The organism is Pseudarthrobacter sp. CC12, assembly GCF_039907755.1.
GTDB classification, from domain to species: domain Bacteria; phylum Actinomycetota; class Actinomycetes; order Actinomycetales; family Micrococcaceae; genus Arthrobacter; species Arthrobacter niigatensis.
The window spans coordinates 12885-33513 of the sequence record NZ_JARDJH010000013.1 but is presented as its reverse complement, the minus strand read 5'-3'; the positions used below and the strand labels follow the sequence as shown (position 1 = coordinate 33513).

General features: G+C 62.7%; 20 protein-coding genes. 11 read left to right on the top strand and 9 right to left on the bottom strand.

Going from position 1 to position 20629, the window contains the following annotated elements; translation table 11 throughout:
* Position 1: 1 nt before the first annotated feature.
* From PV772_RS11225 to PV772_RS11205, 5 genes are read right to left on the bottom strand one after another with little or no spacing between them, the layout of a single operon-like run.
* Positions 2-1489, bottom strand: a complete 1488-nt coding sequence (locus tag PV772_RS11225; RefSeq protein ID WP_347886186.1) for an aldehyde dehydrogenase — start codon at positions 1487-1489, stop codon at positions 2-4.
* On the bottom strand, positions 1479-2216 hold the full coding sequence (locus PV772_RS11220) for an alpha/beta fold hydrolase (RefSeq protein WP_347886185.1): 738 nt from the start codon (positions 2214-2216) through the stop codon (positions 1479-1481). The genes PV772_RS11225 and PV772_RS11220 overlap by 11 nt, the downstream gene beginning before the upstream one ends.
* A 13-nt stretch (positions 2217-2229) precedes the next feature.
* A complete protein-coding gene (locus PV772_RS11215; protein ID WP_110542234.1) occupies positions 2230-2784 on the bottom strand; it encodes an amino acid synthesis family protein in 555 nt (184 codons plus the stop codon).
* Complete coding sequence (locus PV772_RS11210; RefSeq protein WP_141182922.1) at positions 2781-3389, bottom strand: amino acid synthesis family protein; 609 nt, start codon at positions 3387-3389, stop codon at positions 2781-2783. The genes PV772_RS11215 and PV772_RS11210 overlap by 4 nt, the downstream gene beginning before the upstream one ends.
* 52 nt (positions 3390-3441) lie before the next feature.
* A complete protein-coding gene (locus PV772_RS11205; RefSeq protein WP_347886184.1) occupies positions 3442-4122 on the bottom strand; it encodes a GntR family transcriptional regulator in 681 nt (226 codons plus the stop codon).
* 140 nt (positions 4123-4262) lie between these two features.
* Here PV772_RS11205 and PV772_RS11200 point away from each other — a divergent pair, with 140 nt between their 5' ends.
* The 6 genes from PV772_RS11200 to PV772_RS11175 all read left to right on the top strand — a co-directional run bounded on the left by PV772_RS11200 (position 4263) and on the right by PV772_RS11175 (position 9790).
* Positions 4263-5201, top strand: a complete 939-nt coding sequence (locus PV772_RS11200) for a flavin reductase (protein WP_347886183.1) — start codon at positions 4263-4265, stop codon at positions 5199-5201.
* A 105-nt stretch (positions 5202-5306) separates the two neighbouring features.
* Positions 5307-6737, top strand: a complete 1431-nt coding sequence (locus tag PV772_RS11195; RefSeq protein WP_347886182.1) for a cytosine permease — start codon at positions 5307-5309, stop codon at positions 6735-6737.
* Positions 6734-7294 (top strand): isochorismatase family protein, encoded by a 561-nt coding sequence (locus PV772_RS11190; RefSeq protein ID WP_347886181.1) that lies wholly within the window; start codon positions 6734-6736, stop codon positions 7292-7294. The genes PV772_RS11195 and PV772_RS11190 overlap by 4 nt, the downstream gene beginning before the upstream one ends.
* Before the next feature lie 70 nt (positions 7295-7364).
* The gene (locus PV772_RS11185) at positions 7365-7844 is read left to right on the top strand and encodes an NUDIX domain-containing protein (protein WP_347886180.1); all 480 of its coding nucleotides are present in this window, start codon (positions 7365-7367) and stop codon (positions 7842-7844) included.
* On the top strand, positions 7841-8287 hold the full coding sequence (locus PV772_RS11180; RefSeq protein ID WP_347886179.1) for a riboflavin kinase: 447 nt from the start codon (positions 7841-7843) through the stop codon (positions 8285-8287). Before PV772_RS11185 ends, PV772_RS11180 begins: the two co-directional genes overlap by 4 nt.
* A 9-nt stretch (positions 8288-8296) precedes the next feature.
* Positions 8297-9790: an NAD-dependent succinate-semialdehyde dehydrogenase gene (locus tag PV772_RS11175; RefSeq protein ID WP_347886178.1), complete on the top strand. Its 1494-nt coding sequence runs from the start codon at positions 8297-8299 to the stop codon at positions 9788-9790.
* A gap of 579 nt (positions 9791-10369) precedes the next feature.
* Here PV772_RS11175 and PV772_RS11170 read toward each other — a convergent pair.
* Both PV772_RS11170 and PV772_RS11165 read right to left on the bottom strand, forming a co-directional pair.
* On the bottom strand, positions 10370-10942 hold the full coding sequence (locus PV772_RS11170; protein ID WP_347886177.1) for a DUF6036 family nucleotidyltransferase: 573 nt from the start codon (positions 10940-10942) through the stop codon (positions 10370-10372).
* Positions 10929-11471: a hypothetical protein gene (locus tag PV772_RS11165; RefSeq protein WP_347886176.1), complete on the bottom strand. Its 543-nt coding sequence runs from the start codon at positions 11469-11471 to the stop codon at positions 10929-10931. The genes PV772_RS11170 and PV772_RS11165 overlap by 14 nt, the downstream gene beginning before the upstream one ends.
* A gap of 852 nt (positions 11472-12323) precedes the next feature.
* Between PV772_RS11165 and PV772_RS11160 the strand changes: the two genes are divergently transcribed.
* Positions 12324-13013 (top strand): hypothetical protein, encoded by a 690-nt coding sequence (locus tag PV772_RS11160; RefSeq protein WP_134164216.1) that lies wholly within the window; start codon positions 12324-12326, stop codon positions 13011-13013.
* A gap of 1225 nt (positions 13014-14238) precedes the next feature.
* A complete protein-coding gene (locus PV772_RS11155; RefSeq protein WP_347886175.1) occupies positions 14239-14739 on the top strand; it encodes a hypothetical protein in 501 nt (166 codons plus the stop codon).
* Positions 14740-15195: 456 nt separating this feature from the next.
* On the opposite strand, the gene PV772_RS11150 is transcribed toward PV772_RS11155, so the two are convergent.
* Together PV772_RS11150 and PV772_RS11145 are read right to left on the bottom strand one after the other, a co-directional pair.
* On the bottom strand, positions 15196-16011 hold the full coding sequence (locus PV772_RS11150) for a TIM barrel protein (protein ID WP_347886174.1): 816 nt from the start codon (positions 16009-16011) through the stop codon (positions 15196-15198).
* A complete protein-coding gene (locus tag PV772_RS11145) occupies positions 16008-17129 on the bottom strand; it encodes a Gfo/Idh/MocA family oxidoreductase (protein ID WP_347886237.1) in 1122 nt (373 codons plus the stop codon). The genes PV772_RS11150 and PV772_RS11145 overlap by 4 nt, the downstream gene beginning before the upstream one ends.
* A 109-nt stretch (positions 17130-17238) precedes the next feature.
* Here PV772_RS11145 and PV772_RS11140 point away from each other — a divergent pair, with 109 nt between their 5' ends.
* The 3 genes from PV772_RS11140 (at position 17239) to iolB (ending at position 20388) form a co-directional block, all read left to right on the top strand.
* Positions 17239-18249 carry a LacI family DNA-binding transcriptional regulator gene (locus PV772_RS11140; RefSeq protein ID WP_347886173.1) on the top strand — a complete coding sequence of 337 codons (1011 nt, stop codon included), beginning with the start codon at positions 17239-17241 and terminating at the stop codon, positions 18247-18249.
* Between the two features lie 487 nt (positions 18250-18736).
* Positions 18737-19477, top strand: a complete 741-nt coding sequence (locus PV772_RS11135) for a GntR family transcriptional regulator (RefSeq protein WP_347886172.1) — start codon at positions 18737-18739, stop codon at positions 19475-19477.
* 17 nt (positions 19478-19494) lie between these two features.
* On the top strand, positions 19495-20388 hold the full coding sequence (gene iolB / locus PV772_RS11130; protein ID WP_347886171.1) for a 5-deoxy-glucuronate isomerase: 894 nt from the start codon (positions 19495-19497) through the stop codon (positions 20386-20388).
* Positions 20389-20629: the final 241 nt, after the last annotated feature.

Genomic DNA, 20629 nt, shown 5'->3' with positions numbered 1-20629 from the left:
TTTAGCTGCGCATGATGAAGGGATCAGAGACGGGGCCTTCGTCGGTGTTGATCCAGACGCTCTTGAGCCGGGTGTATTCGTGCATGGACTCGAGTCCGTGCTCAATGCCGACGCCCGAGTTCTTGAATCCCTGGCGCGGTGACATCGGGGACATCGCCCGGTAGGTGTTGACCCACACCGTGCCTGCTTCCAGCCGCCGCGCCATTCTGTGGGCACGTGCAAGGTTTTGGGTCCAGATACCGGCGGCGAGTCCGTATTCGGTGTCGTTGGCCAGACCCACGACCTCGTCCTCGGACTCGAAGGGCATGATCGCCGCCACTGGTCCGAAGATTTCCTCCCGCACGACACGCATGCTGTTGTCCACATCGGTCAGCACCGTGGGTGCGAAGAAGTACCCGGGAAGTTCGATCTCTGGGCGTTTGCCGCCGGTGCGGACAGTTGCACCTTCGCTGACACCGAGATCGACGTAGGAGCTGACCTTGTCCAGCTGGGCACCGAAAGCGAGGGGGCCGAGCTCGGTGGTGGCCAGCCGCGGGTCACCGATGATGATTGAGGCCGCTCGCTCGGCGACGCGCTCGACGAGTTCGTCGTAGACGCTGCGGTGCGCGAAGACCCGGCTGCCGGCAATGCAGGTCTGACCCGCCGCCGCGAAGATCCCGGCGATGACACCCATCGCCGCGTTGGATACGTCCGCGTCCTCGAACACAATGTTGGGGCTCTTGCCGCCCAGCTCCAGGGTCGAGCCGATGAAGCGTGATGCCGTCTCTGCGGCGATTCGGGCCCCTGTCTGGGTTGAGCCGGTGAAGGAGATCTTAGCCAGGTCGCGGTGGCTGACCAGGGCTGCTCCTGCTTCCTGTCCAAAGCCGGTCACAACGTTCACGACCCCGTCGGGGAACCCTGCCTGGGAGGCCAGCTCGGCTACGCGGAGGATGGTCCGGGAGGTGTACTCGCTGGGCTTGATGACGACGGTGTTGCCAGCGGCCAGGGCCGGGGCTAGCTTGGAGGTGGTCAGTGTCAGGGGCGAGTTCCACGGCGTGATGGCACCCACGACGCCAAGAGGCTCACGTTGGGTGTAGTTCAGCATGGTGATGGAGTTCGTGGGGATCTGGCTGCCCTGGACTTTGTCGGCCAGCCCGGCGTAGTAGTACAGGTACTCGGGCAGGGAGGTCATCTGGCCACGCATCTCGCGCAGCAGCTTGCCGTTGTCAAGGGTTTCCAGTTCGGCGAGTTCGTCGGCGTGTTCGCCAATCAAGTCCCCGAGGCGGCGGAGCAGGTGGCCGCGCTTAGTGGCCGTGAGGTCGCGCCACAGCGGGGACTCAAAGGCTTCTTTGGCTGCTGCGACGGCGCGGCGGACGTCCTCTTCGGTTCCCCGTGCAGCTTCATAGAGCACTTCGAGGGTTGCGGGGTTCGTGCTGGCAAAGTATTCGCCACCAGTTGGAGGCGACCAGGTACCCCCGATGAAGTGGTCGTAGCGGAGTTCAGCGGACATTTGAATGCTCCTTGATAAAGGCGGTCAGCGTGTGGGCGAGTTCCTGTGGACGCTCGACCGGCATCATGTGACGTGCGGCGGGAATGATGGAGTAGGTACAGCCGGGAATGGCCGCGGCAAGCCGGGCACTCATCTCCGGCGTGGAGCCCGGGTCCAGCTCCCCCGTCACTGCATGGGAAGGTACGCTGATGTCAGGGAGTTCTGGCGCGATTTCGGCGTCGGCGGTGGCAAAGACGCGGTAGCAGGCTAGGAAGGACTTCGGATCGTTCCTCTGCAGCACCTCGCGCGTGGCATCGATCAGTGCCGTGGGGACAGCGGATTCTTCCGGATACCAGCGCTCGATCGATGCCTCGACCGTCGCAGGGAAATCCGATGCAGCGGAGGCGAGCCGGACCATAACCGCGGCATGCTCCTGGGAAGTGCGGTCGCACACGGATGCCACCGATACCAGGCTCGCCACCAGGTCAGGTCGGAATCTGGCCACGTGCTGGGCCACGAGGGCGCCGAGCGAGAAACCCACCAGATGGGTGTTCGGTTCGAGCCGTCCGGCGACGTCCGCCGCGAGCTCGGCAAGCGTGACTCCGTCCCGGGCCGGTGGACGCTGTCCGTGTCCGAGCAGTTCCAGGACCTGGACGTCGTATTCCGGTTCGAGGTATTCGCGGAGGGGCTCCCACATCGATCCATCCAGTCCCACCCCGTGGATCAGTGCTACACGCTCACGGCTCACGGCGGATGGCACCTCAGTTCTTTTCGGTGGAGAAGGCTGCCAGGCGTTGCTGGGGCCGGCCCTGGGCAGCGGCGGCGAGGGCGATCACGATTTCATCGGCGTGCGGTGCGTCGTTGATCCTGACCTCGATGCTCTGGTGGTGGGAGCGGATGGTCGCATCGGTGATGTGCTTGAGCGGGATGTCGAACAGGACACCGGCGGGACCGCGCTTTTCCACTGCGGGCAGAAGTGTCGTGGCGTTGGCGGCGTCCCGGAAATGATTTCCGAAGGCCAAGGTGTGGATCAGCCCCGAGCCGTGCTCGATCTCGCCGTTGAGCCCCACAATGGCGGCCTTGCCATACGCCTCGGCTGGAGCGCCCAGGGCCTCGAGCACCCGCGGGGCGAGAAGCGCTCCAAGGTCCGAAGCGTTGGCGTCGATACCTTCGGAAAGGTCTTCAACGAATCCCTGGCCGGCCCACGGGTTCTTGACGATGGCCGCGACAACCGCGACACGCGCGGCCGGGCTGACTTCCCGTCCTCCTTCAGTGAGGACGTCTTCGGTGACGGTGACGATCTTACGAATGCTCATGAAACAAGTTCTCCTACTGTGTCTGCTTTGACGATGGGGTCGGTACGGCGATCGCCGATGCGCGAGTGCGGGCGCGGGCCGGTGGAGGCCCCGAGAACGACGACGATCTCGCCCGGGCGCGGCGCGTCACTGACACGGGTTGTGATGGTCTGGTAGTGGGTCCGCGTTGCAGCAGCGTTCTTGTGCCACAGTGGTACGACGAGCGAGGCCCCGGCGTCACCGCGGTCGTCGGCGAAGCAGATGATGGACTCGCCTTCAAAGAATTCGCGAACGAGGTTGCCGAAGAAGGGTGTGTGGATCAGGGCGGCGCCGTGTTCGATTTCACCGTCTGTACCGACGATTGCCGCCTTGCCGAAAGCCTGGATGGCTTCGACGCCACCGAGGTTTTCAGCGAGCACGTCGGTGAGTTTACGTGCCAGGACGGGCGCGAGCTGGACCACTTCCTCGCTGAGGTCATCCGTCGGACGGCCATCCAGCCAGGGATTGGTGACCACTGCCGCTGCAGTGGCGCGGACTGCGGGGATGGCCGGCGCGAGGCCGTTCTCGTCCAGGATTTCCTCGCTGTAATACACGATTTTCCGGATGCCAGGAGTTTGGTCGTTCATCGTCGAGTCTTTTCGGTCGTAACGAAGCGCATGGCTTCCTTTCGTGGTGTGTTCAACTCCGGGGATCCACTGCGGTGTCGCTCAGAGCTTCCCGGGAGGAGGCATGAACGTGGTTCCTCATAGCGGATTCGGCTCCGAAGGGGTCTTTGTGTTCGATCATTTCCAGGACCGCACGGTGTTCACGGGTGGAGGCTTCAAGCCTGCCGGGATGTTCGACCGTGCGCAGGACCAGCCGTTGGTAGGCGAGCTGGTTCATGAGCCGCCCGTAGTGCTCTACGAGCTTGTGGCTGTCCGAGCCGCGCACGATGGTCCAGTGAAATTCGTGGACAAGTCGGGCATAGGCGTCGGTGTCGTGCGTGAGCGAGGCCATTTCGGATTCTTCAAGGTTCCGCCGCAGTACAGCGAGTTCCGGGACCTCTCCGCGGCGGGCAAGCAGGGAAGCGGCCAGTCCCTCCATGGATTCCTTGAGCTGGAAGAGTTCGATGATCTCCCGGCGCGTAGGCTCGCGGACGAAGGTGCCTACTTTCGGGCGGATCTCAACAAGCCCTTCGTGCTGAAGCTGCTTTAGGGCCTCCCTGATCGGTGTTCGACTGACATCGAATTCCTGCGCCAGAAAGGCCTCCGGAAGGACTGCCCCCGGAGGGAACTCCCCGCTCAGGACGAGCCTGCGGATGCGATCCAGGAGTCCGTCCTGTTCGGCGGCTTCACCGACTGTTGCGAGATTATCTTGCATACATGAAAGCGTATGTTGCATGCATCAGCAACGTCAATAGGACCTCCAAAAATCTGCAAAAACCGTAGAAAAGCCGGAAACATACGTGATTTTCTCAACCCCCTTGACCTTGGCTTGTGAGCTAGCTTACCGTTCTTGGTATGCAACAGACTTTGGAACCGCTCATCACGTCGGCTTGGTTGGCCGCTTGGGACAAGGGTGACCTTGACGCCCTGGACGGCCTCGTAGCCCCCGGTTACACGCGCACCAGCAAGGCGACGGGTGCAACCGTTGACCTTGCCGGCCTTAAGTCAGAGATCGCGGCGGTCCGGGAAGCTTTCCCCGATCTGCGCACCACGGTCGATGACGTCGTCGAAGGAGATGGCACCGTCGCCGTCTTCTGGACCTCCACCGGAACCCACACCAACGAATACCTCGGCGTCCCCGCAACCGGACTGACCGTCCAGACCCGCGGATCGAACATCCTCGTCCTTGAAAACGGACGAATCCTGAAGGAGTCCGTGACGTGGGACGGAAGCGAATTGCTTGCCGGTCTCGGGATCAGGCCCCTGCGCGGCATCGCGACACCGGCCGCCCCCGGCGGCGAGGACTTCCCGGAATTGGACCCGGACCTGATGAAGTCCTTCAACCGCCAGTTCATCACCGGGGTAACGGTGGTGACCACAAAGGAAGGTGAGACCCCGAAGGGGCTGGCAGCGAATTCGTACTGCTCGGTTTCCCTCGAACCGCCCCTGGTGCTCGTCTGCGTCCAGAAGACCTCGAGCACCTACTCCGCCCTGTTCTCCTCCAGCCACCTCGGCATCAACATCCTGGGCACCGAACAACTGGACACGGTCAAGACGTTTGCGTCCAAGACGCCCAACAAGTTCGCCGAGCTCGACTGGCATGACGGACCCAACGGCAGTCCCCTGCTGGATGGATCCGCAGCTTCCCTGGAAGCTGAAATCCAGGAACGGTTCCAGGCCAAGACGCACACCGTTTTCATCTGCCGGGTCCGCCATGCGGAAACCAGCAACACCACACCTATGGTCTACAAGGCCGGACGGTTCTTCGACGGCGCTGAACTCGCCGAACTCTAAACAGCCGGCGCGGCTGGCCACCCTCCGACAGGCTCCAGCCACACCGACCCCATCTGCTCGTAAGCAGCGCACCAACGGGTGCGCCTTCCACATTAGGACATACAGATGAGCCCTGACACCATGCACGCGGCCGAAGACAGCGTCGCCGAAGACCGCGGTTACCGCAACAGCCTCACTAAAATCGAGCCCTACGGCATCGAACACATCCCCGACGTCGAACGACACGGCAAACCCCGCTCCCAGTTCTTCCTCTGGTTCGCCGCAGGAATGAACTTCCCCATCGTCGTCCTTGGGTTCAGTGCCACGTATTTCGGCCTCCCCTTCTGGGCCGCGGCCCTGGCCATCGTCCTCGCTGGGGTAACCTCGTCCGCGGGAATGGGGTACCTGTCACAGATGGGAGTCCGCCTTGGAGTCCCCCAGCAGATGCAGGGCCGCGGACCACTCGGCTTCATCGGCAACCTTTTCCCCGTCGCCTACGTGAACGTCTTCGCCGGCATCGGCTGGGCAGCCGTCACCGTGATCCTCGGCGGCAAGGCCATCTCCCTGCTGACTGATATTCCTTTCTGGCTTTCCTCGCTGATCCTTATGGGCATCCAGCTCGGCGTCGCCGTCATCGGCTACAACCTGATCCACTTCCTGCAGCGAATCCTCTCTTTCGTGCTTGTCATCGGCTTTATCTTCATTACTGTCGTGGCAGCGGCCAGCGGACGCATTGAGAGCGACTTCAACCCGGCTGCAAAGGGCTTTGACGGGGTCGGTGGGTGGATCATCTTCTTCGGATGGTTCTTCTCCTTCATCGTCGCCTGGATGCCCTTTGCCTCGGACTACTCCCGCTACCTCCCCAACACCCCGGGTAACCGGCGCGGCGCAGGGTGGGCCACCATGCTCGGGAACTTCATCACCCTTGTCTGGATGGGCATCCTTGGAACCCTCCTGGGAACCACCACGACGGCATCCGACAGCATCGGTGCACTCAAGGAACTCATGGGTCCCTGGGCCGCCGTCGGTCTCGGCGTCGTCGCACTGTCCTCCTTTACCCAGAACTTCCTGAACGTCTACGGCGGTGCCATCTCCATTCAAACGATGGGCGTACCGGTAAAACGCCACACCGCAGTCGTCTTCATCTGCGTGGCCTCTTACCTGGTGGCCCAGTGGGGGCAGACCGGCTTCAACGAAGGCTTCACGGCATTCCTGAACCTCACGGCCTACTGCATCGCCCCCTACGTCGCCGTCCTGGTCTGCGACTACCTGTTTGGTGGGCGCCGCACAGAACGCGGCCTGCGTGAACTGTTCGACAAGTCCCGAAAGTTTGAATGGGGTTTCGTGGCCTGGGCCGCGGGAGTGGTCCTTTCCTCCCCCTTCTGGATGTCCTCCATCTACACGGGCCCTATCGCCGCAGCCTTCCCAGGGATCGGGGACCTCTCCTACTACGTCGGAGCAGCCGTCGCGGCAGCCGTCTACTTCGCCACCCAGCGGCGCCAGCGTCTCTCCGGCCACGAGATGCTGGACCGAACCCCCGCTGGACAGATCCTGTGACATCCGCCCCTCGCCCCGACGTAGTCAGGCTCGTCGTGATCGACATGCAGCGGGTCTTCCGGGACGAGGGGCAATGGCAGGTTCCCCGCTACGACGAGATAGTCCCCGTTATCGAACAGCTCCAGCAAGAACTCGGATCAAGCGCCGTGTTCACCCGCTTCGTTCGGGACGAGACCGAGCACGGCGCCTGGGCCGCTTACTACCAGCGCTGGAACGAGATGCGGTACCCAGCCAATTCCAACGCCTGGGACATCACCATCGATGTCCCAGGCACAGCAACGGTGGTCGACGCGCCGACGTTCTCCAAGTGGGGTCCACAGCTGGCCGCCCTCGTCCCGGAAGGGACACGCATGGTCCTGACTGGGGTAGCGACTGATTGCTGTGTCCTGTCTACCGCGCTAGGCGCTGTTGACGCCGGCCGGTTCGTCACCGTTATCTCCGATGGCTGCGCCGCCGTCGCCGATCAAGCCCAGCAACAGACGCTGGCACTGCTGGGCCTGCTCTCACCAATGTGTGAAGTGATGACCAGCGACCAGTACCTCTCCCGGCGAGCATGAAATAGCGTTCACCGCACACGCGGTGAAATAGCCGTCAGCGCGTGAAACCCCGTCCTACCCGGAGCACCGCATGAACACCCTGACCCTGCAGGCGACACTGCAACAAGACCACAAAGCGACCACCGGCCTTCCCCGCGAGGTCATCGCGGCCGTCGTTCAGTGGCGCGGACGGATCGCCCTCTTCAAGCGCAGCGAGTCTGTCGGACACGAAGGCGGCCTGTGGCACTGCATCACCGGCTATCTCGAGCCGAACGTTTCCCCTGAGCAGCAGGCCCTTGCCGAGCTGGAGGAAGAAGCCGGGCTCACGCCGCAGGACCTGGCCGACTTTCAGCCCGGAGGGCAACTCCTGATTCCGGACCAAGAGGGTAACCCCTGGCTGGTGCACACCTTCACCGCGACAAGTCTTAGGCGCCGGCTAACAATCAACGACGAACACGATGCCTACCGTTGGACGGTCCCGTCCAAGATCATCCGGTTTTCCAATCGCGTTCCCTGGCTCGACACCGTCCTGCAGGCAGCGCCGGGCACATCAACTGGGGCACCACAGTGATCACCATCGAAGGCACCGTGGAACACGGTGACCAGCGAGGCAGACTCCTCGGGTTCCCCACCGCCAACATCCCGATAAAGAACGACGACATTGAGGACGGCGTTTGGGGAGCGATCGCACGGCTCGGAGCGGGCAGGTGGGTTCCGGCCGCAGTCTCCATAGGTCGCCGGCAGACGTTCTACGCCGAAAAAGGCCAACGCCTGCTGGAAGCCCACCTCCTGAACATCAACGAGGATCTCTACGGACAAACCATCCGTATTGCACTCGCCACGAAACTTCGACCCCAACGGGCCTTTGAAAACGCCGAGTCACTGATGGAGCAGCTGCGACAAGACGTCCAACAGGTCCACCAATGGTCCCTCTCCCACTTCCCACCCTCCCCGCCGCAGACTTACCGCGAATCACACGCCATTCGCCCTGTGGCCTTCAGCTACACAACTTAAGGAGCCGACATGGCTGAAACCACCACCTTGACCATTGACCGCGAAACGACCCTGCTCGCTTCCGTCCCCACCGGCCTGCTCATCAACGGTCAGTGGCGGGACGCGTCCGACGGCGGCACGTTCGATGTGAACGACCCCGCCACCGGGGAGGTACTCGCCACCCTCGCCTCAGCCACCAGCGACGACGCTATTGCTGCGCTGGATTCAGCCGATGCTGCCCAGGCCTCCTGGGCGCGCACCGCACCCCGGGTACGCGCCGACATCCTCCGCCGCGCCTTTGACCTCGTCACCGAACGGGTCGAGGACTTCGCCCTGCTGATGACCCTCGAAATGGGCAAACCCCTGGCAGAAGCCCGCGGCGAAGTCACCTACGGCGCCGAGTTCCTGCGCTGGTTCTCTGAAGAAACCGTCCGCGACTACGGCCGCTACCTCACCACCCCCGAGGGCAAGAACAAGATCCTGGTCCAGCACAAACCCGTCGGCCCCTGCCTGCTCATCACCCCCTGGAACTTCCCCCTGGCCATGGCCACCCGCAAAGTCGCCCCGGCAGTGGCCGCCGGCTGCACCATGGTGTTGAAGCCTGCGAAGCTGACCCCTCTCACGGCCCAGTACTTCGCGCAGACCATGGTCGACGCGGGCCTGCCCGCCGGAGTCCTCAACGTCGTCGCGTCCTCCTCCGCCTCAGGGGTTTCCGGGCCGCTTCTGAAGGACTCCCGCCTCCGGAAGGTCTCCTTCACCGGGTCCACCCCGGTCGGGAAACGGCTCATGGCGGACGCCGCGCAGAACGTGCTGCGGACCTCGATGGAGCTCGGCGGGAACGCCCCGTTCATCGTGTTCGAGGACGCCGACCTCGACGCCGCCGTCGAAGGGGCCATGGCGGCGAAGATGCGGAACATGGGCGAAGCCTGCACCGCAGCCAACCGCTTCCTCGTCCACGAAACCGTCGCCCAGGAATTCACCCGCAAGTTCGCCACCGCCATGGGCGCCCTGACCACCGGCCGCGGCACCCACCCCGGCACGCAGGTCGGGCCGCTCATCGACGGCGGCGCCCGCGCCGACGTCCACACCCTGGTATCAGCGGCTGTCGAGGCCGGAGCCGTGGCCGTCACCGGCGGCGCCCCCGTGGACGGGCCCGGCTACTTCTACCAGCCCACCGTCCTGGCCAACGTCCCCAACGACGCTGCGATCCTGGGCCAGGAAATCTTCGGACCCGTCGCCCCCATCACCACCTTCACCACTGACGAAGAAGCCATCACACTCGCCAACGCCAGTGAGTACGGGCTAGCCTCTTACCTCTACAGCCGCGACTTCAACCGCCTCCTCCGGGTAGCGGAGCAGATCGAATTCGGCATGGTCGGGTTCAACGCCGGCGTCATCTCCAACGCCGCAGCACCCTTCGGCGGCGTCAAACAATCCGGCCTCGGCCGCGAAGGCGGCTCCGAAGGCATCGCCGAATACACCACCACCCAATACATCGGCATCGCAGACCCCTTCGCCAACTAGGATGTGGGCGTGATGAATAGTCAGGTTGCGCAGAACTGGTCAGCGCTCACAGCAGGCCAATCCGTCGTCATCACCGAAAGTTCCGCTCTTCAGTATTCAGGCACAGTTGATGAACTCACTGAAGACAAGACCGTCCTATGGATAATCGCTGGAACTTCACGTCGTGCCTTTGACTACCGCGAGGGCGTCGTCGTAGTCCCCGCCGAACCTGAGCAGCCACCCACCAAGCCTTACCTCTACCGCGCGCTCCGACAAGCCTGACATCAGTTTGGGTACACCCCAACCTGACGTCCGAGCCGTCCGACGTGGGAAGACTCGCCCCGTGCCCGGTCGATGGGTCTGACGCCCTGTGCCGGCAGAGCCGCAACAGGTGGCATCGGGCCGTTTGTCCCGAGTGGGTGTCGTCAATTCCGGATGCTTTGGCCTGTTTCGACCGTTCTCGAGCCGATGGACGTGCTTGCGTTGGTTGCGGACTGTCAGCTTGAGATCTGAGATGATCCGCAGCACCTGTCAGTAAATCGATTCTGGACATTATTCTTACGCAATGCACCGCTTGAGGCGTCAGATATGCCCCTATTTTCAGCTCGTCAGGGCGGCTGCCCAGGCAATGGCGTTCCGTTGCCGGTAGTCCAGCACATCGATGTCCTGATCGCTCTGGACAAGGGCTAGGTCGATCGATGCCAGCCGCTTCTGCAGGACTACTGGGTCAATCAGCCGTGCATCCACTAATGCTCGAACGAACTCGAAGTCCTTTTCGCGGTGTGCCATGAGCTTCGCTGCGCATAGGTCATGGGGGTCCAGGCAGAGCCCTGTGGCGTTGTTCGTGGCTTCGCTGCGCACTCCGACCAGGCGGTATTCCCAGTCGGGAGGCAGGATCGCGGTTCTTTTGCCGACCCCTTCGATGTAGAAGCCGTAGGTTGCATGGAACTCAGACCACTCCCCCACGTCGAAGCTAAGCTGATCGCTCAGGGCATCGGCGTCCGCATCACGCATCGGCGCGATGTCGATCTCCGGGGACATCGTGGCCTCGGCGGGCAGCTGATCCTCAGTGTAGGAACCGAGGATCGACTGGCTGCCGATGATGATGACCTGGTCATCCTTGATGATCTGTGTCGCGGCACGGATCGCGTGCTCGAGTTCATCCCTTCGCAAGTAACTGCGCCTTTTTCATCGCCACCAGCCTGTCCTCCGGGCTTAGTGCCCCGGCAAAGGGGCTGATCTGGCGCAGGTCCCTGCCCTCTTCGTCGTCGGCCAGCATGGCCTTCTCCAATTCGTCATCAGGCAATCGAAGAAGTTCTTCCCACCGGTCCAGCCACCGCTCAGCAACAGCCGCTCTCGGAGTGCGACGCATACGCTCAAGATTCTCCCGCGCCACGCTCCGCAGCCGAGACGGATCCTCCCGCAATCTCATCCCCAGCATGACATGCAGTTCAAATGGGAACCGCTCCTCACGCCGCGCCTGCGGATGCCGTCCCTTGGCGGTGCGGATCGCGTCCTGAATCACAGAAGCGCTGCTTCCCAACCGCTCCGCGATCCCCCGCACGGACAGGCCGGAGGCGTGAAGGCCCAGAATGCACTCCTGGCGGCCACGGGCCAGGACCAGCATCCGCTGCCGGGCACCCTCCGACTCCACTGCCAAAGCCCTGGCCTCTGCCGAGAGCCTCGATATCAGATCCTCCATATATGTATGGTACCCCCATACAGTCACTTTCAGCTTTACGGAATATCCGCTATCGGCTCTTCAAAAAGGGCGGGGAGTGTCTGCAAAAGGGGCTGTTTCCCGACAGTATGTGCCGGCGCAGTACGCAGTGCCGATGGCGGCCCCTCTTCTTTCCTGGGCGTAGTGTCAGGCCCCGAGGACCAATGTCGACCCAGAGGGACCATCGGCCCTGTCTGATTCTGGTTTGGTGCGGAATGCTTTCGTCTATGCCGTTCCTTCTTGAGTACGGGACCGACGACGGGGCGGCCTGGTTCACGGTTGCGGGCACGAACTCCAGGGATGCCATGGCCAAGGCTGTGGAGGCTTTGCGGGGTCTGGAGTGCAGCCATGCGGTGTGCCGGCAGACTACTTACCCGCACGCCCTTGTGGGGTTGGGACCGGTTGTCGCCGCCTTTACCAGGGGTGGAGGGTGGACGGTGCAAGGAGTCTGGCCGGGCCTGTGACGACTCCTGCCCGTGGGATCTGGCTGTCAGGCAAAGATGGGACGGGCTGAAAGCGTGGTGTCCGAAGCGGGCGGCTGCGTCCTGGCGAAGTCCGTGTTTCCCGCCGTGTCGTGCCGGATGGTCAGTGCCCCTCAACGCCTCAGCAGTCTCGGCCGGGAATGCTTTCCGAGTGCATCAGCTGGGGTGCACCCGTGGACTTTCAGCGCGAAAAAGCCTCCCCCGATGTGTGAGGAACGTTCGTGCAGAGGGCGGCCGACTCACGGGTGGTTCAAGGCCCGCACCCCCCCTGGGTGCGGACGCTAAGCCGACGCGGCGCACATTCAATGCCCTGAACGGTGCCGACGGGGCAACCGAGCCTAGACTCCTGATCATGATCTCAGTCGAAATGCAGAGCCGAGCCGAGCATCGCTGGCCCGCCGTGATTGGCCTCCTCGCTGCGCTGGGCTTATACGGGACGCTGCCGACGACATTCCTGCCGGGCGTCCGCTACGTCGTCGTCGTGGTCGGACTTGGCCTGCTGATTCCGCTGGTGGTCCTAAATCCTCGGCGGCTCACCCGCGAAACCCGCTGGTCCAGAATTCTTTCCATTGGCCAGGCACTCCTCCTGGTCGTGGCCAACGAGGCTGCCTTGGTTCAGCTGGTCATTGCCCTTACGACAACCAACAGCAACGGCCCCACCCTTTTGCTCGCCGCACTTCAGGTATGGGTAACGAACGTGATCGCTTTTGCCCTGGTCTACTGGGAACTGGACCGCGGCGGACCCGTATCCCGCCGACACACCCCGCGCCCCCACCTGCCCAGAGCAGACTTCCGCTTCCCGCAAGATGAAGACCACGACGCCGTCAAGGAAGTTGCGGCCAGATCTTCGGTCAAAACCGGCTGGACGGCTGCGTTCATTGACTATCTGTACTTCTCGCTGTCCAACTCCATGGCATTCAGCCCCACGGATACAATGCCGCTTTCAGCCCGGGCCAAGGGACTGATGGGGTTGGAAGCCTTCGGCGGCTTCGTGCTGCTGGCGTTGGTCATCGCCCACGCCGTCTCCCTGCTCGGCCAATAACAGCCCAGGGTGGTTGAACAACCTACGCGTGATCCGCCCGGGATCATAGTGGCGGCCTCGTTGTCGTCCTCCGCCAACGTCCATAACCTTCGTAGTCAGATGCTGGGCCCGGTCCTAAAGCGTGCGGCTGGTGCGGACCGCGGGCCAGGAGCTTTGGGGCTACTTTCAGTCCTCGAAGTGCAGGGAGTTGTCATGCGGCACACCGCGACGGGCGATGATGTCTGCTGCCACGTCGTGAAGTTTTTAGTTCCGGTGGCTGGAGGCTTTGGCCAGCATTTCGAACGCCTCGTCACTGGCTGCTATGGTATTGGGCCATAATCACGCCGCAGGCTGCATCGATCACGGTGCGCGTGGCCATCCCAGTTTTCAGGTCAGAGTTGAGCTGCTCCACTGCCTCGATGCGAATCGCAGTCGCAGGGTACTGCCGCCTACATGCGTAAAGTCAGATGCTTCGCCGATCACCTCTGCGGTAAAGACACCAGTGGCGGCAGCGAAAGATTAGGACCGCCTCGGGCCTTTCTCCCAGGTCCATTGGGACGCACAACGCGCTCCGGCCTCTCTTCGCCGACGTGTCCGGCTGTATGCGGGCCAGATCGCCGGTGGACACGTCAGCGAAGTGCATTGTGTGGCCGAGGTCCAGGGCTTCCAGGCAGGGGCCTTGGCGGAGACTTTGTTCGATATGGTCAGACATGACAACCGTTGCCGCTACTTCCCGCAACGGTCGCGGCCCGTTTGCGTCGCTGCAAGTACTGCGCTCTCGATCGCCCACAGGCCGCGTTGCACACCGCGTTTGTCGCGAAACGCGAAACGCCGTTCAAGATGCTCTGAATGTCAGCGCTGCCCGTTTCCAGCCCGTGCAGGATGATGATGTGCGGGGGCGTGTCCGGTGCCGTCCGTGAGCCCAATCGCAGGAACTCCCCCGCCCACGTCACATCTTGAAGCCGAGCCCGGCTGCATTGCTTCTGCCGGCGTCACTTATCCCGAGAGCAAAGCAGCCTGACAAGGCCAAGGGCCACGGGCCTGTAATGAATCCGTTACATCAACCGTATGGACCAAGCTGCCCATCCTCGGGCAGACTCTTCCTAGCCCTTCACTCAGGTCGGCGGCCGAGCGGTCTCCGAGTCAGGGAAACGGTCCGGGTGTGCGGATCGACTGAGCAGGTGCGACTCCTAGTCAGATGCCTCACGACACGTGAGGTCTGTCCAAAATTAGAAGGAGCCACATCATGAGCAAGAGCAAGCAGCCCCTCCAAGACAAGGCGCCCATGGCCGCGCCACAGCGTTTCCTTCCGAGCAAGGCTGTCCGGGCAATCGCCACGATCATCACCGCGCTTGGCCTCGTTTTTGGATTCGCTGTTCTCGGCGGGGCGCCGGCAGACGCCGCATACTGTAACTCGTATTCGCTCCGACCCTTTACGGACGGCTCGTACGGCAGGACAGTTCAGGCCCCTAACGGCGCAGTTATCGGATATTCGAAGAACGTTGCGGATACTTGCCGTAATCAGTGGTACTCCCACAATCTCCTCACAAACAATAACTACAAGTTCACCGTCTACATCTGGCAGCCGGGTCAACCCGCTGCCCCGTACTGGATGGGTCCGTGGACGAATGCCTACCAGAATGGCCCGTCAATCGGGATCGGCCGGGAGAACTGCTCTGGAGCCCACATCTACGACAGCAAAGGTCGCTGGCTTCGCTGGCAGTTTTTCGGCTGCTGGAGAAGCTGAACTGCTTGCCTAGCCGTCAATGATCGAACGCGGAAAGGGAGGGCCTGCACCGGGGTGCCAGGGCCTCCCTCTCCAGTCCTTGTTGGCTGCACCTCACAGGGCGACCGGGCTGAACGGCCGGGACTACGTGAAAGTGAATTGGACTTCGGTTAAACCTGGGAACCGGAACCGTGTCATGCAAGATGCCTTGGTTGCAGCCCTCTGCACAGAGGCCCTGGCACCCACCCTGGCTTCTCCTGTGTGCCGGCCGCACAGGTTACGGCTGTCATGAGGCAAGTTCCGCCCTTCTGGATCCTTGCCGGGTCCACCTCAACGGATGCTCCCTTTTCTTTCTCTGACCCCGGTAGCAGGCGTCAACAATCCGTGCCACCGCCAGGTCATCCGTGACCGCTATTGCCTGCGCATGCATCCTCGACAACAGTCAACGTGGTGGGCAGGGGGCCCGTGAGAACCTTCTCAGCATTCGGCGAGCATGTGCGGCTCAGGTTCGAAGGCTGCGCGGAAGGCTGCCAGGGCCGCGTCCCCGGCTTGGAGGTCCTGACCGCCGGAGGCTCCCGCCTCAAGGCCGATGACACCGTCGTAGCCAGCTTCGTCCAGTGCAGTTGCCACGGCGCGGTAGTTGATTTCCCCGGTCCCGGGTTCGAATCTTCCGGGAACGTCGGCTACCTGGACCTCCCCGGTCCAGGGCAGAGCGGCCCGAACGAGTTCTATCAGGTTCCCCTCGCCGATTTGAGCATGGTAGAGATCGAGCATCATTCTGACGTTGGGGTGGTTCACGGCGGAGACCAGCGCCATGGTGTCCCTGGCCCGCGCCAGGGGTATGCCGGGGTGATCCACTGTTGTGTTCAAATTCTCGAGCGCAAAAGTAACGCCGTGTTTCTCTCCCAGGACGGCGAGGCGTTCGAGGGTCCGTAGACCGGTCAGCCACATCTGTCCCGTGGACCGTTGCAGTGGCCGCACCGCGCGGCCGCCCTCCCCAAGCTCTGACGGGTGTACCACCATCCGCTCGACGCCAAGTTCAAGTGCCACAGGGATCAACTTTTCGGCGGAGGCGAGAACCTGGTCTGTACTGGAGGGATCGATGAGGCTGCCGCCGAAGTAGCCGCTCATTGAAGAGAACCGTGCCCCTGTCGCAGTGAGAGCTGCTATGTCCCGACCGCGGGTGTCCCAGAGCTCCGCTTCGAAGCCCTGTCCGTGGATCCTCTCGACCCTTTCAACCAGGGGCAGGTCTCCATAGACCATTTCGGCACATACGGCCAACCGGAAGCTCATGCCTTCTCCCCAACCAGGTCGGGTTCAGGCTCGGCCGGACGCAGTTGCGCAATCGATGTGATCTCAACAGGAACGCCCGTTTCCGCCGAACGCATAGCAGCCAAAGCTACAGCCAAGGCGTTCCGGGCATCGGTTCCCCCTGGAACGTGGCCGGCAGGACCCTGAAGATCATCGCGGCGGCATGTAACGGAGTCGACAAAGTGGGCAAGTTCGGCCGTGTAAGCATCGTGGAAGAGATCCACGTTCAATCTGACCGTGGCGGAGTTGATTCCAGTGGCGGTGTAGCTGGCGGCACTGAACGCCTGCGGCCCTCCCGCTGTAACCATTCCGGCGGATCCGAACACTTCGCCCCGGACGTCGTAGCCGTACAGGGCGTTGAAATTGGCTTCGGCCACAGCAATGGCCCCATTGCTGTAAGTGACCGTTACAACCGCCGTATCGAGCAGTCCCCCGGCCTTTGCCTCCGGGGCGACCAGAGCGTCAGCGACGGCATGAACGCGAACGGGAACAGCGCCAGGATTCAGCCAGTTCAACGTGTCGAAGTCGTGAATGAGGGTTTCCAGGAAGATCGTGCCCGGCGGAATGCGCTCGGGGTTGGCAATCCCGGCATCGCTGCCTGGATCGCGGGTCAGGGAACGCATCAGCTGCGGGGTTCCTACTGCACCGGTGTCGATAAGTGTGCGGGCGGCGGCGAAATCCGCGGCGTAGCGCCGGTTGAAACCGAACTGGACGATGACCCTGGAAACTTCAGCTGCATCAAGAGCGGCATCAAGTTCTTCCACCGTGCGGCCGCCGGGCTTTTCACAAAAAACGTGCTTTCCTGCCCTGGCCGCTGCTGCGATTAACTCCGAGTGGAACCGTGCCGGCGCAGCAACAAGGACAGCATCAACATTCGGATCATTGATAACGTCTGCGGGATCCACGCTGATTTTTGAAACACCCAGACGGCTGGCCAATGCCTCCACCGCAGGAAGGACCGGATCAGCGATTGCTTCCAGGACGACATTGGGAATGCGCTTAGCAACGGACTCGGCATGGAAACTTCCAATCCACCCCGCACCAATCAAACCGATATGAACGGGCCGGTCCTCACTGACCGGATGCTTGAGGTAAGTCATCCAAACTCCTGAACTAATTTCCCTAGATCGTTCTAGCGATCTCCATACTGGCACTTGGTTGGCACCCTGTCTAGATCGTTCTATAGACTGCAGAGGGTCAAGGAGGAATATGACGGAACAGCAGCGCCGCCCGACTCTAATGGATGTAGCCCAGGCGGCAGGCGTCTCACGGGCGCTGGTGTCCCTTGTGATGCGGGGCGCACCGGGCGCCGCGGAACCAACGCGTCAAAGGGTTTTGGAAGCCGCCCGGAATCTGGGCTACCGCCCGGACACACGGGCGAGGCTGCTGCGCAGCAACCGGACGAAACTTTTAGGTTTGAGTTTCTCCAGTTCACAACCCTTTCACGCAGAAATCGTCGACGCCGCCTACGCTGCGGCTTCTGCCAGGGGCTATGAAATAGCCTTAAGTGCCGTAGCCAACAACCGGCCGGAAGCACGGTCCATCGAAGCGTTGCTGGATTTCGGTTCCGAAGCTCTCGTCCTGATCGCCCCAACCCTCAGTAACCAGGACCTGGATAACTACGCCCGCCAGGTGCCCGTCGTGAGCCTTCTTCGCGACAGTGTCGGGGAGGCGGTTGATTCGGTCAGCAGTGACGATCGCGCGGGCGTCCGGATGGCTGTTGAACACCTCACCGGCCTGGGCCACCGCCGTATCGTTCACGTCGACGGCGGAACAGCCATCTCCGCAGAGCAGCGGCGCGCTGCTTTCCGCGCCGAAATGCTTCGGCGCGGACTCCAACCTGTCATCGTTCCGGGTGGACCCACTGAGGAAGACGGCTTGCGGGCGGGCCGTTTCCTTCCGGCCGAGATGCCCTCAGCCGTCGTTGCCTTCAATGACCGGTCGGCCTTGGGAATCCTGGCAGGTCTGAGGGAGCACGGAATGAAGGTCCCTGCAGATGTATCCGTCGTGGGCTACGACGATAGCCAGTTTGCCCGACTAAGCTACGTCCAACTGTCTTCCATCAGTCAGGACGCGCCGATCCTCGCCGCTGCTGCTGTTGACCGGGCCGTGGACCGCGTGGAGGGAGACGGACCGGCAGCAAGTGTTATCAGGACACCGCATTTGGTTCTCCGAGCCACAACAGCAGCACCGGGTCCCGCGTGCGGGACAAAGTCCTAAAGCCGGAGTGAGTGCATCCCTTCAGCATCAAGAGCACCAATTTAAGGAGCCGGGAGTTGGGCTGACACACTGCCTCCAGCAACGCCGGGTCATAAACTTGTCGGCGCTTTGGAGGTCTGCAGGGGCAGTCCCACTCCAAGCGGCGTCAAGTGCCAGCCCGGGAGGCAGCGTCACCGGCATCACCGTTTTGTGATCTCGAAGACCTCAACCAGGTGCTGTCTGGGAAATTTGCTGTAGCGATTTTGCGTCTTTGAGACTTCGCGGCCGCCCTCCGCCAGTTTCTCATGTCAGTACATACTGCTTTTAGATCTTAGACACAAGGCTTTTATAGTGGCTGCAGGGAGGTGAAGCCCTTGGTTCCGGCCGAAGCTGACTGGTAGTATCGAAGATGAGCTTTGTTCTATCAAGCGAACATGTAGCAGCCGGCCAGCGACGCTGTAGGTGCATCAGCTGGAACCGTAGTCGAGGGAACATGAGGGAACGAAACTTGGCGAACAACCTGGGTCTCAGCATTGACCGCTCCTCCCCCGTGCCCCTGTACCACCAGGTGGTCCAGGGCATTGAAGCTGCGATTTACAGCGGCGTGCTGGAGCCCGGCACCCGGCTGGAAAACGAGATCGACCTGGCCGCCCAGCTCAATCTTTCCCGGCCGACCATGCGCAAGGCCATGAGCGAGCTCGTAAGGTCCGGCCTGCTGGTGCGCAAGCGCGGGGTGGGTACCCAAGTGGTCTCCAGCCAGGTACGCCGCCCGCTGGAGCTCTCAAGCCTCTACGACGACCTCACCAACAACGGCAAGAAACCCACTACAGACGTTCTGAGTTTCGCCCATGTGGAGGCGGACGAGAGTATCTTGGCCACTCTCCAGCTGCCCGCGGGCTCCAAGGTCTACCACTTCACGCGGCTGCGGAAGGTGGGCGGAAAACCGCTGGCGCTGATGGAGAACTGGGTACGGGACGACATCGCGGACATGGATGAGGCCATGCTGGGCGCCGAGGGCCTCTACTCGATCCTCCGCCGCGGCGGGGTGAACTTCCGACTGGCGAACCAGCGGGTTGGCGCCATGATTGCTAATGAGTACCAGGCGTCAATGCTGGAAGCCGTTGAAGGTTCCGCCCTGGTCACCATGGAGCGCACGGCCGTGGACGATACCGGCCGCCGGGTTGAAACCGGCCACCACGTGTACCGCGCCGATTCCTACAGTTTTGAAATGACACTCGTACAGCGATAATCCAAGGAGCCAACTCCATGACCAACTGGGTCTACCCCCTGGGCACCGCCGCCGACGGCACCTGGGACGTGTCCATCGGAACCTCCGATTCCCCCCTGGCCGTGGACGGCTGGGCGCACACCGGACTGAAGGTGGCCACCCTGCCGGCGGGGGCCGCCGTCGACCTTCCCGCCGCGGACGAGGAACGCATCGTGGTGCCGCTCAACGGGTCCTTCACCGTCACCGTGGACGGCACCGAATATCCGCTGGACGGGCGCCCGGCCGTTTTCTCCGGCCCCACCGACGTGCTCTATTCCGGCGCCGGACGCGCCGTCAGCATCAGTTCGGCCGACGGCGGCCGGGTGGCCGTTGCCACCGCCCCGGCACAGGTTTCCTACCCCACCCGGCTGCTGCCCGCCACCGAGACCCCGGTGGAACTGCGCGGGGCGGGCAACTGCTCGCGCCAGGTCCACAACTTCGGCACGCCGGCCGCGCTTGAGGCCGACCGTTTCATCGTCTGCGAGGTCCTCACCCCGGCCGGCAACTGGTCCTCCTACCCTCCGCACAAGCATGACGAGGAGAAGGACGGCGAGACCTCCCTTGAGGAGATCTACTACTTCGAAACGCAGGTAGCGGCCGGCGGTGCGGCGCCCGCTGAAGCCGATGCCATTGGCTACCAGCGCGTCTATGCCTCCGACGATCGGCCCATCGACGTCTCCGCCGAAGTCCGCACCGGCGACGTTGTCCTGGTGCCCTACGGCTGGCACGGCCCCGCTATGGCCGCGCCGGGGTATGACCTCTACTACCTGAACGTCATGGCCGGTCCGGGGCCGGTGCGCGAATGGCTGATCAGCGACGACCCGCACCACGGCTGGGTGCGGCAGACCTGGGAGAGCCAGAACATCGATCCCCGGTTGCCCTTCGGCGCGTAACGCCGTTCCGGAACGACCGGCTGCAAAATGGCATATTGGGGGTTTTGAAACTGACTTCCCCTGCACCTCGGTCCCCCATGGAGGACGTGGCACGTGAGACCCGGCGAGCCGTGCTCCAGTCTCCCGGGTGGTAATTACCTCCCCTCAAGGACCTGCCGGCGAAGCGGGTGACGGTAGGGGAACGCGTCGCCGGCCTGGGGCTACTTCCTTAACACGCTGGCCAGTCGCGGCGTCCCTTTCC

Coding starts and splice junctions, on each gene's coding strand:
- PV772_RS11225 (WP_347886186.1), bottom strand. CDS start 1,489: ATGTCCGCTGAACTCCGCTACGACCACTTCATCGGGGGTACCTGGTCG.
- PV772_RS11185 (WP_347886180.1), top strand. CDS start 7,365: ATGAACACCCTGACCCTGCAGGCGACACTGCAACAAGACCACAAAGCG.
- PV772_RS11145 (WP_347886237.1), bottom strand. CDS start 17,129: ATGACTTACCTCAAGCATCCGGTCAGTGAGGACCGGCCCGTTCATATC.
- PV772_RS11150 (WP_347886174.1), bottom strand. CDS start 16,011: ATGAGCTTCCGGTTGGCCGTATGTGCCGAAATGGTCTATGGAGACCTG.
- PV772_RS11215 (WP_110542234.1), bottom strand. CDS start 2,784: ATGAGCATTCGTAAGATCGTCACCGTCACCGAAGACGTCCTCACTGAA.
- PV772_RS11200 (WP_347886183.1), top strand. CDS start 4,263: ATGCAACAGACTTTGGAACCGCTCATCACGTCGGCTTGGTTGGCCGCT.
- PV772_RS11140 (WP_347886173.1), top strand. CDS start 17,239: ATGACGGAACAGCAGCGCCGCCCGACTCTAATGGATGTAGCCCAGGCG.
- iolB (WP_347886171.1), top strand. CDS start 19,495: ATGACCAACTGGGTCTACCCCCTGGGCACCGCCGCCGACGGCACCTGG.
- PV772_RS11210 (WP_141182922.1), bottom strand. CDS start 3,389: ATGAACGACCAAACTCCTGGCATCCGGAAAATCGTGTATTACAGCGAG.
- PV772_RS11195 (WP_347886182.1), top strand. CDS start 5,307: ATGAGCCCTGACACCATGCACGCGGCCGAAGACAGCGTCGCCGAAGAC.
- PV772_RS11165 (WP_347886176.1), bottom strand. CDS start 11,471: ATGGAGGATCTGATATCGAGGCTCTCGGCAGAGGCCAGGGCTTTGGCA.
- PV772_RS11155 (WP_347886175.1), top strand. CDS start 14,239: ATGAGCAAGAGCAAGCAGCCCCTCCAAGACAAGGCGCCCATGGCCGCG.
- PV772_RS11175 (WP_347886178.1), top strand. CDS start 8,297: ATGGCTGAAACCACCACCTTGACCATTGACCGCGAAACGACCCTGCTC.
- PV772_RS11205 (WP_347886184.1), bottom strand. CDS start 4,122: ATGCAAGATAATCTCGCAACAGTCGGTGAAGCCGCCGAACAGGACGGA.
- PV772_RS11160 (WP_134164216.1), top strand. CDS start 12,324: ATGATCTCAGTCGAAATGCAGAGCCGAGCCGAGCATCGCTGGCCCGCC.